Here is a 12,799-nt window from a genome sequence, read left to right as displayed (position 1 = left end):
GCCACGGGCGGCAACGAACGAGTAGCAATAGATGAGTCTGAACCTGGTAAGTGAACATTTGCTCGCAGCGAACGGCCTGAGCCATCAGGACCTGTTCTCCATTCTTGGTCAACTGACCGAACGCCGCCTCGACTACGGCGATCTCTATTTCCAGTCGAGCTATCACGAATCCTGGGTTTTAGAAGACAGCATCATTAAAGATGGCTCTTATAACATTGACCAGGGCGTCGGCGTGCGCGCCGTCAGCGGCGAAAAAACCGGTTTTGCCTATGCAGACCAGATAAGCCTGGCCGCGCTGGAGCAGAGCGCGCAGGCGGCGCGAACCATCGTGCGCGATACGGGCGACGGACGGGTGAAAACGCTGGGTGAAGTGCAGCACGCTGCGCTCTATACCAGCATCGACCCGCTGCAAAGCATGAGCCGCGAAGAGAAGCTGGACATCCTTCGTCGCGTGGACAAAGTGGCTCGCGCGGGGGATAAACGCGTGCAGGAAGTCTCTGCCAGCCTGACCGGTGTTTATGAACTGATCCTGGTGGCGGCGACGGACGGTACCCTGGCCGCCGACGTGCGTCCGCTGGTGCGTCTTTCCATCAGCGTGCAGGTTGAAGACGACGGCAAGCGCGAGCGCGGCTCCAGCGGTGGCGGCGGTCGTTTTGGCTATGACTGGTTCCTGGGCGATGTCGACGGCGAAGCCCGCGCAGATGCATGGGCAAAAGAAGCCGTGCGCATGGCGCTGGTCAACCTGTCTGCCGTGGCTGCACCCGCCGGTACGTTGCCGGTGGTACTGGGCGCAGGCTGGCCGGGCGTGCTGCTGCACGAAGCGGTCGGTCACGGCCTGGAAGGTGATTTCAACCGTCGCGGGACGTCCGTATTCAGCGGTCAGATGGGGCAGCTTGTCTCCTCCGAACTGTGTACCGTGGTGGATGATGGCACCATGCTCGACCGTCGCGGCTCGATTTCTATCGACGATGAAGGTACGCCGGGTCAGTACAACGTGCTGATCGAAAACGGCGTACTGAAAGGCTACATGCAGGACAAGCTTAACGCACGGCTGATGGGCGTAGCGCCAACGGGTAACGGCCGTCGCGAATCCTACGCGCACCTGCCGATGCCGCGCATGACCAACACTTACATGCTGCCGGGCCAGTCCACGCCGCAGGAGATTATCGAATCCGTTGATTATGGTATCTTCGCGCCAAACTTTGGTGGCGGTCAGGTGGATATCACCTCCGGCAAATTTGTCTTCTCTACCTCAGAGGCGTATCTGATTGAGAAGGGCAAAGTGACCAAAGCGGTGAAGGGCGCAACCCTGATTGGCTCCGGCATTGAGGCCATGCAGCAGATTTCCATGGTCGGTAACGACCTGAAACTGGATAACGGCGTGGGCGTTTGCGGCAAAGAGGGCCAGAGCCTGCCTGTGGGCGTCGGTCAGCCTACGTTGAAAGTGGATAATCTGACGGTGGGCGGCACGGCGTAAATTTTCCCCCGCACTCTAACCCTCTCCCCAACGGGGAGAGGGGAAAAGCCTACTCTTTCCTTCTACCTCGCATGCCCTGAAACAGCTCCGCCACTTCCACAAAATAGTCCGTCAGATAGTTAATACAGACCTGCACCTTCAGCGGCAGCTTGTCCTTTTCGGTATAGAGCGCGTACACCGGACGCGGATCGGACTGGTAGCGCGGGAAGAGGATCTCCAGCACGCCGCTGTTGATCTCGTTGATCACCCACATCAGCGGTACGTAGGCGATCCCGGCCCCGGCCACCAGCCAGCGTGAGATGGTCATCGGATCGTTGGTCACGAAGCGGCCTTCAGGCAGCAGTTTAGTGGAAAGCCCTTCCGGCGCGATCAGTTCAAATTCGTTATCTGGCCGAACGCTGTATTCCAGCCACGAGTGGTTGCTCAGGTCGGCAGGTTTTTCCGGCACGCCATACTGTGCCAGATAGCTTTTCGACGCGCAGACCACCATCGGCATGCTGCCCAGTCGACGCGAGAACAGGCTTGAGTCCTGCAACGCGCCAACGCGGATCACCACGTCTAACCCATCGGCAATCAGGTCCGGTGCCGGAATGCCCGTTACCAGATTAACGGTTAAACCGGGATACTCTTTCAGCATTTCCGCCGTCATGGCAGCGAGAACATTTTGTGCCATAGTTGAAGAACACCCGATACGCAGCGTGCCGATAGGCGTGTTGTTAAAGGCATAGAGCTGCTCGTGAACGTCCTGCACCTCATGCAGCATTCGACGGCAGCCCTGATAGTAAATTTTACCCGCTTCCGTCAGCCCGATGCTGCGGGTGCTGCGGTTGAGCAGCTTCACCTGGAGCTCATCTTCCAGTTTTGACACTGTCTGGCTAATGGATGAGACGCTCATTTGTAGCTGACGTGCTGCGGCGGTAAAAGAGCCTTGCTCAACCACTTTCGCAAAGACGGACATGCGTTTTAGACGTTCCATTATTCACTCTGGCTTAAAAGTGATTTAGATCACATATGATAGATAACAGCATAACAGTTACGTTAATATATTATTAATTACATAACGGCTGCGCCACTCTCGCCCGGCAATTCTTGCTCTCCTGCGGCGGCGCGAGCTTAAAAATCCAGTAACCTGCACTCTCTTTAATCAAGGTCAACATGAGTCTGTTTCCCGTTATCGTGGTGTTCGGTTTGTCGTTCCCACCGATATTTTTCGAGCTTCTTTTATCACTGGCGATCTTCTGGCTGGTGCGCAAGGTGCTGGTCCCTACCGGGATTTATGATTTCGTCTGGCATCCTGCATTGTTCAATACCGCGCTGTATTGCTGCCTGTTCTATTTAATATCGCGCATGTTTGTCTGAGGTTGATGTGAAAACGCTAACAAGAAAAATCTCCCGCACTGCCATCACTATGGCGCTGGTCATCCTGGCGTTCATCGCTATTTTTCGCGCCTGGGTTTATTACACCGAATCCCCGTGGACGCGCGATGCGCGTTTCAGCGCGGAGGTGGTCGCGATAGCGCCCGATGTCGCCGGTCTCATTACGGCGGTCAACGTCCACGATAACCAACTGGTGAAAAAAGATCAGGTACTGTTCACCATCGACCAGCCGCGCTATCAAAAAGCGCTGGAAGAAGCGGAAGCCGACGTGGCGTATTACAACGCGCTGGCCGCTGAAAAACGCCGTGAAGCAGGTCGCCGTAACAAACTGGGCATCCAGGCTATGTCCCGGGAAGAGATTGACCAGTCTAATAACGTGCTGCAAACCGTGCTGCATCAGCTGGCAAAAGCGCAGGCGACGCGCGATCTGGCGAAGCTCGATCTGGAACGTACCGTTATCCGCGCCCCGTCCGATGGCTGGGTGACCAACCTCAACGTCTATGCGGGTGAGTTTATCACGCGCGGCTCAACTGCCGTGGCGCTGGTGAAACAGAACTCCTTCTACGTCCTCGCCTATATGGAAGAGACCAAGCTGGAAGGCGTGCGTCCGGGCTATCGCGCCGAAATCACGCCGCTCGGCAGCAACCGGGTCCTGAAGGGAACCGTGGACAGCGTGGCCGCGGGGGTGACCAACTCCAGCAGTACCAATGATACAAAAGGGATGGCGACCGTCGATTCTAACCTCGAGTGGGTTCGCCTGGCGCAGCGCGTACCGGTACGCATTCGTCTGGATGAGCAGCAGAGCAACCTCTGGCCCGCAGGCACCACCGCGACGGTGGTGATCACGGGTGAAAAAGACCGTGATGCCAGCCAGGATTCTATCTTCCGTCAAATCGCCCATCGCCTGCGCGAGTTTGGTTGATCGCTATGGGCATTTTTTCCATCGCCAGCCAGCACATCCGCTTCGCCGTTAAGCTGGCATGCGCCATTGTGCTGGCGCTGTTTGTTGGCTTCCATTTCCAGCTTGAAACGCCGCGCTGGGCCGTTCTGACCGCCGCGATCGTCGCCGCCGGTCCAGCCTTCGCGGCGGGTGGCGAACCTTACTCCGGGGCAATTCGCTATCGCGGGATGCTGCGTATTATCGGCACCTTTATCGGCTGTATCGCCGCTCTGACCATTATCATCCTGATGATCCGCACGCCGCTGCTGATGCTGATTGTGTGCTGTATCTGGGCGGGTTTTTGCACCTGGGTCTCTTCGCTGGTGAAGGTGGAGAACTCGTACGCCTGGGGTCTGGCGGGGTATACCGCGCTGATTATTATCATCACCATTCAGAGTGAACCGCTGCTTGCTCCGCAGTTCGCCGTGGAACGTTGTAGCGAGATTGTCATTGGTATCGTCTGCGCGATTGTCGCAGATCTGCTCTTCTCTCCGCGATCCATCAAGCAGGAAGTCGATCGTGAGCTGGACGCGCTGATTGTTGCTCAGTACCAGCTTATGCAGCTGTGCATTAAGCACGGCGACAGCGAAGAGGTCGACAAGGCCTGGAGCGCGCTGGTGCGCCGCACGCAGGCGCTGGAAGGGATGCGCAGTAATCTCAACATGGAGTCTTCCCGCTGGGAGCGGGCCAATCGTCGTCTGAAAGCGATCAATACCGTCTCGTTAACGCTGATCACCCAGGCGTGTGAAACCTACCTGATTCAGAACACCCGCCCCGAAGTGGTAACGGATACTTTCCGCGAACTGTTTGATGAGCCCGTGGAGACGGTGCAGGACGTGCATCGACAGCTTAAACGCATGCGTCGTGTGATTGCCTGGACAGGAGAACGGGATACGCCAGTCACCATTTATACCTGGGTTGGCGCCGCAACGCGCTACCTGCTCCTGAAACGCGGCGTGATTAGCAACACCAAAATCAGTGCGGCGGAAGAAGAGGTATTGCAGGGCGAAGTGGTGATCAAACCGGAGTCCGCCGAACGCCACCATGCGATGGTTAATTTCTGGCGTACCACCCTGGCTTGTATACTCGGCACGCTGTTCTGGCTGTGGACCGGCTGGACGTCCGGCAGCGGCGCGATGGTGATGATTGCCGTCGTCACCGCGCTGGCGATGCGTCTGCCCAACCCGCGCATGGTTGCTATCGATTTTCTGTACGGCACCATTGCGGCGTTACCCATTGGTGCGCTCTACTTCCTGGTGATTATTCCCTCGACGCAGCAAAGCATGCTTTTGCTCTGCATCAGCCTGGCGGTGATGGCGTTCTTTATCGGGATTGAGGTACAAAAACGCCGTCTGGGATCGTTGGGTGCGCTGGCGAGCACGATTAACATCATCGTGCTGGATAACCCGATGACCTTCCATTTCAGCCAGTTCCTGGATAGCGCATTAGGTCAGCTGGTGGGCTGTTTCCTGGCGATGATGGTGATCCTGCTGGTGCGGGATAACTCTCAGGCGCGGACAGGGCGTGTGCTGCTGAATCAGTTTGTGTCGGCCGCCGTATCGTCATTGACTACCAACACCGCGCGGCGTAAGGAGAACCACCTGCCGGCGCTCTATCAGCAGCTGTTCCTGTTGTTGAATAAATTCCCGGGCGATGTCGCCCGCTTCCGCCTGGCGTTAACCATGATTATCGCGCACCAGCGTCTGCGGAACGCGCCAGTGCCGATCAACGACGATTTGTCCGCCTACCACCGCCAGCTACGGCGAACGGCGGACCATGTGATATCGGCATCCAGTGATGACAAACGTCGCCGCTACTTTAAGCAACTGCTGGAGGAACTGGATATCTACCAGGAGAAACTGCGGATCTGGGAAGCGCCGCCGCAGGTTACCGAGCCGGTAGAGCGGCTGGTGTTTATGCTGCACCGCTACCAGAATGCGCTGACAGACAGCTAATGAAGAGAAAACCGACGCCAAAAGCGTCGGTTTTTTTGTGGCTATACTTATTCTTGCAGGTTCAAACATTCAGGAAGGGAGGACACATGACAACCCAGGCTCTTCAGGACAGTATTCTTTTTCAGACCGGGTATCTGGTCAACGGTATCTGGAAAACACTCGACACCACGTTTGATGTGCTAAACCCGGCCACGGGTGAGGTGGTCGCGAAAGTGGCGAAAGCAGGGAAAGCCGAAACCGAAGAGGCCATTGCGGCCGCGACGAAGGCCTTTCCCGCATGGCGCGCAAAAACGGCAAAAGAGCGCTCCACGATCCTCTATCGCTGGTATGAACTGATTATCGAGAACAAAAGCTGGCTCGGGCGGCTGATGACTACCGAGCAGGGCAAGCCGCTGAAAGAGGCTGAAGGTGAGGTGGACTACGCTGCCAGCTTCATTCAGTGGTTTGCGGAGCAGGCTAAGCGCGCCAACGGTGAAATCATTCCTCCGGTTAAACCCGGCTCCCGTATTCTGGCCACTCGTGAACCTGTCGGGGTGGTTGCTGCTATCACGCCATGGAATTTCCCGATGGCCATGCTCACCCGTAAGCTCGGCCCGGCGCTGGCAGCAGGATGTACCGGCGTCATCAAGCCTGCAAACAACACGCCGCTGAGCGCCTTTGCGCTGCTGACGCTGGCGAAGCAGGCCGGTGTGCCGGATGGTGTGCTGAATGCGGTCGCGGGGAGCACCTCAGAAATTAGTGACGCCATTATGGCCAGCCATGACGTGCGCAAAATCTCGTTTACCGGATCAACCGCCGTCGGGAAAACACTGGTTCGCAATTCCGCAGAGACCATGAAAAAGGTATCGATGGAGCTGGGCGGTAATGCGCCATATATCGTTTTCGAGGACGCGGATATTGAGGCCGCCGTCAAAGGCGCCATTGCCAATAAGTTCCGTAACGCCGGGCAGGTCTGCGTCAGCGTAAACCGTTTCTATATTCAGGAGACGGTCTATGACAAGTTTGTCAATCAACTTGCCGATGCGGTGAAGGCGCTGAAGGTGGGTAACGGTCTGGACGAGGGCGTCGTTGTCGGCCCGCTGATTGAGCCTTCGGCTGTCGAAAAAGTCCGTGAGGACGTCGAAGATGCGGTAGCGAAGGGCGCCACGGTGCTGGCTGGGGGTAAACCGCACGAACTTGGCGGCAACTTCTGGATGCCAACCGTACTCGGTGACTGCCATGAAGGCATGAAGCTGGCAGAAGAGGAGACCTTTGGTCCCGTTGCCGCTTGCTTCCGCTTCACGTCGGAAGACGAAGTGGTTATGCGCGCTAACAATACGCCTTACGGGCTGGCAGCCTACTTTTATACCCAGAATCTCTCGCGCGTGTTCCGCGTCTCGCAGGCCATTGAGAGCGGCATGATCGGAATTAATGAATGTGCGGTCTCGACCGAGCTGGGTCCGTTTGGGGGCGTAAAAGAGTCCGGGCTGGGCCGCGAAGGGTCCGTGCTGGGGCTGGAGGAGTTTCTGGAAGTCAAAACCCTGCATATCGGGGGATTATAATAGACAGGGCGGCATTTGCCGCCCGCCTGTACCGGGTGGCTGGCAATGAAAATTTATACCTTTGATTTTGACGAAATTGAGAGTCAGGAAGACTTCTATCGCGAGTTTATTCGGGCGTTCGACCTGGAGCGGGGCAGCGTAAGCAATCTTGATATGCTGTGGGATGTGGTTACCGGCGATCGTCTGCCGTTACCGCTGGAAATCGAATTTACCCATCTGCCTGAAAAACTACGCAGACGCTTTGGTGCATTGATTTTATTGTTTGATGAAGCGGAGGAGGAGCTGGAAGGGCAACTGCGTTTCAACGTGCGCCAGTGATAAAAAAGCCCCTGACCGGGAGGTCAGGGGCAAGTCGTATGATGAGATACGACGAGGGTTTATTTGTACAGTTCTGCGGTAGCGTGCCAGTGGTCGCCACTGCGCGCTTCGATGATGCGATAGGATGACGCACCCTGTTCTTCCGCTTTTTTGTTCAGCATTTCGTGCATGTCCATCGGAGACGTACCGATGGCGCCAACAGAAACAGTCCCGATAGCCTGACGGGATTGTGCCTGTTCAGCATTGATGGTGTCGGCTGCAAACGCACCGAATGACAGGACTGACAGTACGCTCAGGGCAGCTACAGTGGTTTTAATTTTCATGATTATTTACCTCGTCAATTATTTTACTGGGGTCTTTGTTCTGTGACCCTCATCACAAAATCAAGTATACACTAATCACGCAAAAAATTAATACCAGACTAATGGTTACGTTTGTTATTACGCGTTAAAAAATTCATTTTTTATAACGAGAATGCATAAAAAAGGGCGTCACAATGCGAGGTTTGTGGTTTTTTCTTATGTAAATCAAAGGGATGGGACAATTTGATTTTTAGTGCGATTTTGCGGCATATCATTCACTGAATGAATGTTAACAGGCGGTAAAAAGCACTATTTGCAAAAGTAGCAGGCAGAGAAAAGCAGGGTAAAACGAGGCAAGAGCAGAATGATCCCCGCAGCCAGGCGCTACGGGGCAGACAATTACAGCTCCTGTTCGAACAGGACCAGAATCGCTTCGTAGAGGTCTTTCACCGAGAAACCATTTGCCGGGGTGGTAAAAATGGTGTCATCGCCAGCGATAGTTCCGAGGATCCCCTCTGCTTTACCCAGCGAGTCCAGCAGGCGGGCAATCAGCTGGGCTGCGCCCGGGCTGGTGTGGATCACGACCACGGCATCGTTGTAGTCGATGTCCAGAACCAGGTTTTTCAGCGGGCTGGAGGTCGTTGGCACGCCAAGTTCAGCAGGCAGGCAATAAACCATTTCCATTTTGGCGTTGCGCGTACGCACCGCTCCAAACTTGGTTAACATGCGAGAGACCTTCGACTGGTTGATGTTGTCGAAGCCTTGTTCCTGCAACGCCTGAACAATTTCTCCCTGAGAACTGAATTTCTCTTCTTTGAGTAGCGCTTTAAACGCCTTCACTAATTCTTCTTGCTTAGACGAGCTTCGCATAAGTCACCCGGAATATGACGATAGAAACAACATTATTATGCATGTGGATGAATTTTTATGCAAATTATCTACCTGGCACCAGGCTGAAATAATGTTATGAAAGGGAGAGATTTTATCAGATTTCGTTATCGGAAAACATGCCTGGGTCACGCCGCGCAAATAAGCTTAAAAGTAAATTAAATGTTATCAAAATGATGTTGTTTTGGTGGCGTGGCAGGGTGTATTGTAACCCCCTCTTAATTCGTTGTTGCCTACATCCCGATAGTATTCAGGTGAAGGCGAAAGACGTGCGACCTCAAATTCTTTAGCGATGAAAATTGTAATTAATGACGTGCTGAATTATGGTCGCCGCAACGGAGTTACAGATACTTAAGTTAACCATAATAAGGAGTTTAGGATGAAAGTCGCAGTCCTCGGCGCTGCTGGTGGTATCGGCCAGGCGCTTGCCCTACTACTGAAAACCCAACTGCCTTCAGGCTCAGAACTCTCCCTGTACGATATTGCTCCGGTAACCCCAGGTGTGGCGGTTGACCTGAGCCACATCCCGACAGCTGTGAAAATCAAAGGCTTCTCCGGTGAAGATGCGCGTCCTGCGTTGCAGGGTGCCGACGTGGTGCTGATCTCCGCGGGTGTTGCGCGTAAACCGGGTATGGATCGTTCAGACCTGTTCAACGTCAACGCGGGCATCGTGAAAAACCTGGTTCAGCAGATTGCTGAAACCTGCCCGAAAGCGTGCATCGGGATCATCACCAACCCGGTGAACACCACCGTTGCTATCGCAGCAGAAGTGCTGAAGAAAGCGGGCGTTTACGACAAGAACAAACTGTTCGGCGTAACTACGCTGGATATCATCCGCTCCAATACCTTCGTGGCTGAGCTGAAAGGCAAGCAGCCAACGGAAGTGGAAGTGCCGGTTATCGGCGGTCACTCTGGCGTGACCATCCTGCCTCTGCTGTCGCAGATCCCGGGCGTGAGCTTCACCGAGCAGGAAGTGGCTGACCTGACCAAACGTATTCAGAACGCAGGCACCGAAGTGGTGGAAGCGAAGGCGGGTGGCGGTTCTGCAACCCTGTCTATGGGCCAGGCGGCGGCACGTTTCGGCCTGTCTCTGGTTCGCGCGTTGCAGGGCGAAAAAGGCGTTGTTGAATGCGCCTATGTTGAAGGCGACGGTGAACACGCGCGCTTCTTCTCTCAGCCGCTGCTGCTGGGTAAAAACGGTGTTGAAGAGCGTAAGTCTATCGGCACGCTGAGCGCGTTTGAGCAAAACGCGATGGAAGGCATGCTGGATACGCTGAAGAAAGACATTACGCTGGGCGAAGAATTCGTTAACAAGTGATCTTATCCCGGTAAAAAAAACGGAGCGTTAAGCTCCGTTTTTTTATGCCCGTCAGTTAGTGGCCGGGTATTCCTGGATGGTGACCTGAATCGTCAGCTTCTTGTCATTACGCATGACTTCAACAGGGATGATGGAGCCCGGGCGAATCTCAGCCACCTGGTCCATGGTTTCCAGCGCAGAGACCGCTGGCGTACCGTTGACGGAAAGGATAACGTCGTTCACCTGGATACCTGCGTTGGCCGCCGGGCCGCCAGGCGCCACTTCGTTGACCACAATCCCCTGGATCTGATCGATACCACCGCCCTGCGTATGCATCGGCGCGATTTCACGCCCGCCAATACCGATGTAGCCACGGATCACGCGGCCATCACGGATCAGCTTGTCCATGATCTTGGTCGCCAGCTGGAACGGAATGGCAAAGCCAATCCCTTCCGGCGTTTCGCCGTCGTTGCTCTTGTCGAACGAGAGGGTGTTAATGCCCATCAGTTCGCCCAGAGAGTTCACCAGCGCACCGCCGGAGTTACCGTGGTTGATTGAGGCATCGGTTTGCAGGAAGTTCTGCCGCCCTGACGGGTTCAGGCCGATTCGACCGGTCGCGCTGATGATCCCCTGAGTGATGGTCTGGCCCAGGTTGTACGGGTTACCGATCGCCAGCACCACATCGCCGATGTGCGGCGTGCGTTTGCGATTAATCGGGATAGTCGGCAGACCGCCCGTGGCGTTGATCTTCAGCACCGCCAGATCGGTCAGGCTGTCCGACCCCACCAGCAGGGCTTCAAACACGCGGCCATCCTGCAAGGCGACGATAATCTGGTCGGCATCGTTAATGACGTGTTTATTGGTGATGATGTAGCCCCGGTCATCCATGATCACACCGGAACCGAGCGTGCGGATCTCCAGCTGGTTATGAGCGGAACTGTTAAGCCCGCGGTTATAGACGTTAACCACGGCGGGGGCGGCACGGCGTACCGCCTGATTGTACGTCGCAGGCGTTTCATCCGTGCTGTCGAACTGAGGAGCCGACAGTTTGTTGAACTGGCGTAAAGATGGCATAGCCACCAGCAGCAGACCGGCAACGATCAAACCAATGACAATTGAACGAAAGAGCTTTAAAAGCATGATGCGTGTGTCGTTAAAATAGGAACGGTTTGCAGCATAACATGAGTTATCCGGACATCACACGCAGCGGCGATGTCCGGAGTCGCAAATGGTTAACGCAGTAAAATGTAGAGGGTGTCGTTGCCACGGATAATTTGCAGGGCAATGACCGCCGGTTTACTCTCCAGCACCTTACGCATTTCGGCAATAGACTGCACGCGAGTGCGGTTCACGCCCACGATCACGTCGTCCTGATGTAAACCTGCCTGCGCGGCCGGGCTGCTCTTCTCAACGGTAGTGACGGTAATGCCTTTCGTGCCGTTTTTAAGCTGACCGTCGCTCAGCGTAGCGCCCTGTAGAGCAGGGGAGATCTGTTCTGCGCTGGCGGAAGAGGAGGTGCTCTTGTCCAGCGTCACTTCCACGGTCAGCGGTTTGCCCTCACGGATCAGGCCCAGCTTCACTTTAGCGCCCGGCTCCGTGGTGGCAATACGTGACCGTAATTCAGCGAAGCTGCTCAGCGGTTTATCGTTCAGGCTGACAATAATGTCGCCGGATTTCACGCCCGCTTTTGCAGAGCCTGAGTTGGGCAGCACTTCGCTGACAAACGCCCCGCGCTGGACGTTGAGCTTAAAGGCTTTGGCGATATCGGCGCTCATCTCCATGCCTTTGATGCCCAGCAGACCGCGCTTAACCTCGCCAAATTGAATCAGCTGTTGAGACAGGGTTTTCGCCATGTTACTCGGAATGGCAAAACCAATCCCGATGCTGCCGCCGCCTGGCGCGAGGATAGCGGTGTTGATGCCGATCAGCTCGCCGTTCAGATTAAGCAGCGCACCGCCGGAGTTGCCCCGGTTGATGGAGGCATCGGTCTGGATGAAGTTTTCCAGCCCTTCGAGATTCAGGCCGCTGCGCCCCAGGGCGGAGACAATCCCGGAGGTGGCGGTCTGGCCTAAACCGAACGGGTTACCGACCGCGACGGCAAAATCACCGACGCGCAGCTTATCGGAATCTGCAATGGCGATCTGGGTCAGGTTGCTGGGGTTTTGCACCTGTAGCAGGGCGATATCACTCTGATCGTCACCGCCGATCAGTTTGGCGTCAAACTCCCGACCATCGTTCAGCTGAACGCTGATTTTATCGGCCTGGCTGATCACGTGGTTATTGGTCAGGATATAGCCCTTAGCCGCGTCGATAATCACCCCTGAGCCCAGGCCTTCAAACGGCTGAGCCTGCTGATCCGGCGCGTCTTCGCCAAAATATTTCTTCAGCTCTTCAGGAATACGCTGGCTTTGGCGTGCCGTCCCTTCCACCTGAACGCTGACTACCGCAGGCAGGACTTTTTCAAGCATCGGCGCAAGGCTGGGAATGGCTTCTTGTCCAGGCACCTGCGAAGGCAGTGCCGCACTGGCGGGGAAGGACGCCGAGAGAGATAACCCGACACTTAACGCTAAGGCGCTCAACAGCTGGTTTTTTTTCTTCATTGATGCTGACTCTCGTATCCTGGAATGAAAAAGAACGGCCCCAAAAACATCTTGATGTTATTGAATTTTCAACCGCTGAACAATGAGGTGTTTGACTAAATAAT

Annotated in this window: 12 protein-coding genes; 7 read left to right on the top strand and 5 right to left on the bottom strand. The window is 55.3% G+C overall.

What is annotated here, in order from left to right; translation table 11 throughout:
* Nucleotides 1-31 precede the first annotated feature (31 nt).
* Complete coding sequence (gene tldD / locus L463_RS21065; protein ID WP_023295507.1) at nt 32-1,477, top strand: metalloprotease TldD; 1,446 nt, start codon at nt 32-34, stop codon at nt 1,475-1,477.
* Nucleotides 1,478-1,526: 49 nt separating this feature from the next.
* Here tldD and aaeR read toward each other — a convergent pair whose 3' ends face one another.
* On the bottom strand, nt 1,527-2,453 hold the full coding sequence (gene aaeR, locus L463_RS21070) for an HTH-type transcriptional activator AaeR (RefSeq protein ID WP_003860415.1): 927 nt from the start codon (nt 2,451-2,453) through the stop codon (nt 1,527-1,529).
* 179 nt (nt 2,454-2,632) lie between these two features.
* Here aaeR and aaeX point away from each other — a divergent pair, with 179 nt between their 5' ends.
* From aaeX to L463_RS21095, 5 genes are all read left to right on the top strand, one after another.
* The gene (gene aaeX, locus L463_RS21075) at nt 2,633-2,836 is read left to right on the top strand and encodes a p-hydroxybenzoic acid efflux pump operon protein AaeX (protein WP_003860416.1); all 204 of its coding nucleotides are present in this window, start codon (nt 2,633-2,635) and stop codon (nt 2,834-2,836) included.
* A 7-nt stretch (nt 2,837-2,843) separates the two neighbouring features.
* On the top strand, nt 2,844-3,776 hold the full coding sequence (gene aaeA / locus L463_RS21080) for a p-hydroxybenzoic acid efflux pump subunit AaeA (protein ID WP_017382713.1): 933 nt from the start codon (nt 2,844-2,846) through the stop codon (nt 3,774-3,776).
* Nucleotides 3,777-3,781: 5 nt separating this feature from the next.
* Nucleotides 3,782-5,749 carry a p-hydroxybenzoic acid efflux pump subunit AaeB gene (aaeB, locus tag L463_RS21085; protein WP_015572008.1) on the top strand — a complete coding sequence of 656 codons (1,968 nt, stop codon included), beginning with the start codon at nt 3,782-3,784 and terminating at the stop codon, nt 5,747-5,749.
* A gap of 86 nt (nt 5,750-5,835) precedes the next feature.
* Complete coding sequence (locus tag L463_RS21090; RefSeq protein ID WP_032673066.1) at nt 5,836-7,290, top strand: NAD-dependent succinate-semialdehyde dehydrogenase; 1,455 nt, start codon at nt 5,836-5,838, stop codon at nt 7,288-7,290.
* A 45-nt stretch (nt 7,291-7,335) separates the two neighbouring features.
* Nucleotides 7,336-7,608: a barstar family protein gene (locus L463_RS21095; protein WP_003860424.1), complete on the top strand. Its 273-nt coding sequence runs from the start codon at nt 7,336-7,338 to the stop codon at nt 7,606-7,608.
* 59 nt (nt 7,609-7,667) lie between these two features.
* On the opposite strand, the gene yhcN is transcribed toward L463_RS21095, so the two are convergent.
* Both yhcN and argR read right to left on the bottom strand, forming a co-directional pair.
* Nucleotides 7,668-7,931 (bottom strand): peroxide/acid stress response protein YhcN, encoded by a 264-nt coding sequence (gene yhcN / locus L463_RS21100; RefSeq protein ID WP_006812160.1) that lies wholly within the window; start codon nt 7,929-7,931, stop codon nt 7,668-7,670.
* 378 nt (nt 7,932-8,309) lie between these two features.
* Nucleotides 8,310-8,780 carry a transcriptional regulator ArgR gene (argR, locus tag L463_RS21105; RefSeq protein WP_003860428.1) on the bottom strand — a complete coding sequence of 157 codons (471 nt, stop codon included), beginning with the start codon at nt 8,778-8,780 and terminating at the stop codon, nt 8,310-8,312.
* Nucleotides 8,781-9,177: 397 nt separating this feature from the next.
* Here argR and mdh point away from each other — a divergent pair, with 397 nt between their 5' ends.
* Entirely contained in the window at nt 9,178-10,116 is a 939-nt protein-coding gene (gene mdh, locus L463_RS21110; RefSeq protein ID WP_003860429.1) for a malate dehydrogenase, read from the top strand.
* Between the two features lie 51 nt (nt 10,117-10,167).
* On the opposite strand, the gene degS is transcribed toward mdh, so the two are convergent.
* Nucleotides 10,168-11,235 (bottom strand): outer membrane-stress sensor serine endopeptidase DegS, encoded by a 1,068-nt coding sequence (gene degS / locus L463_RS21115; protein WP_003860430.1) that lies wholly within the window; start codon nt 11,233-11,235, stop codon nt 10,168-10,170.
* 92 nt (nt 11,236-11,327) lie between these two features.
* Complete coding sequence (gene degQ / locus L463_RS21120; protein ID WP_015572006.1) at nt 11,328-12,695, bottom strand: serine endoprotease DegQ; 1,368 nt, start codon at nt 12,693-12,695, stop codon at nt 11,328-11,330.
* Nucleotides 12,696-12,799: the final 104 nt, after the last annotated feature.

Origin of the sequence: Enterobacter sp. BIDMC 27, from assembly GCF_000534415.1 — a bacterium.
GTDB classification, from domain to species: Bacteria; Pseudomonadota; Gammaproteobacteria; order Enterobacterales; family Enterobacteriaceae; genus Enterobacter; species Enterobacter hormaechei_C.
Note: the sequence above shows the minus strand (reverse complement) of the source record. Positions and strands in the feature narration are given on the sequence as shown.

Coding starts and splice junctions, on each gene's coding strand:
- tldD (WP_023295507.1), top strand. CDS start 32: ATGAGTCTGAACCTGGTAAGTGAACATTTGCTCGCAGCGAACGGCCTG.
- aaeR (WP_003860415.1), bottom strand. CDS start 2,453: ATGGAACGTCTAAAACGCATGTCCGTCTTTGCGAAAGTGGTTGAGCAA.
- aaeX (WP_003860416.1), top strand. CDS start 2,633: ATGAGTCTGTTTCCCGTTATCGTGGTGTTCGGTTTGTCGTTCCCACCG.
- aaeB (WP_015572008.1), top strand. CDS start 3,782: ATGGGCATTTTTTCCATCGCCAGCCAGCACATCCGCTTCGCCGTTAAG.
- L463_RS21090 (WP_032673066.1), top strand. CDS start 5,836: ATGACAACCCAGGCTCTTCAGGACAGTATTCTTTTTCAGACCGGGTAT.
- L463_RS21095 (WP_003860424.1), top strand. CDS start 7,336: ATGAAAATTTATACCTTTGATTTTGACGAAATTGAGAGTCAGGAAGAC.
- yhcN (WP_006812160.1), bottom strand. CDS start 7,931: ATGAAAATTAAAACCACTGTAGCTGCCCTGAGCGTACTGTCAGTCCTG.
- argR (WP_003860428.1), bottom strand. CDS start 8,780: ATGCGAAGCTCGTCTAAGCAAGAAGAATTAGTGAAGGCGTTTAAAGCG.
- mdh (WP_003860429.1), top strand. CDS start 9,178: ATGAAAGTCGCAGTCCTCGGCGCTGCTGGTGGTATCGGCCAGGCGCTT.
- degS (WP_003860430.1), bottom strand. CDS start 11,235: ATGCTTTTAAAGCTCTTTCGTTCAATTGTCATTGGTTTGATCGTTGCC.
- degQ (WP_015572006.1), bottom strand. CDS start 12,695: ATGAAGAAAAAAAACCAGCTGTTGAGCGCCTTAGCGTTAAGTGTCGGG.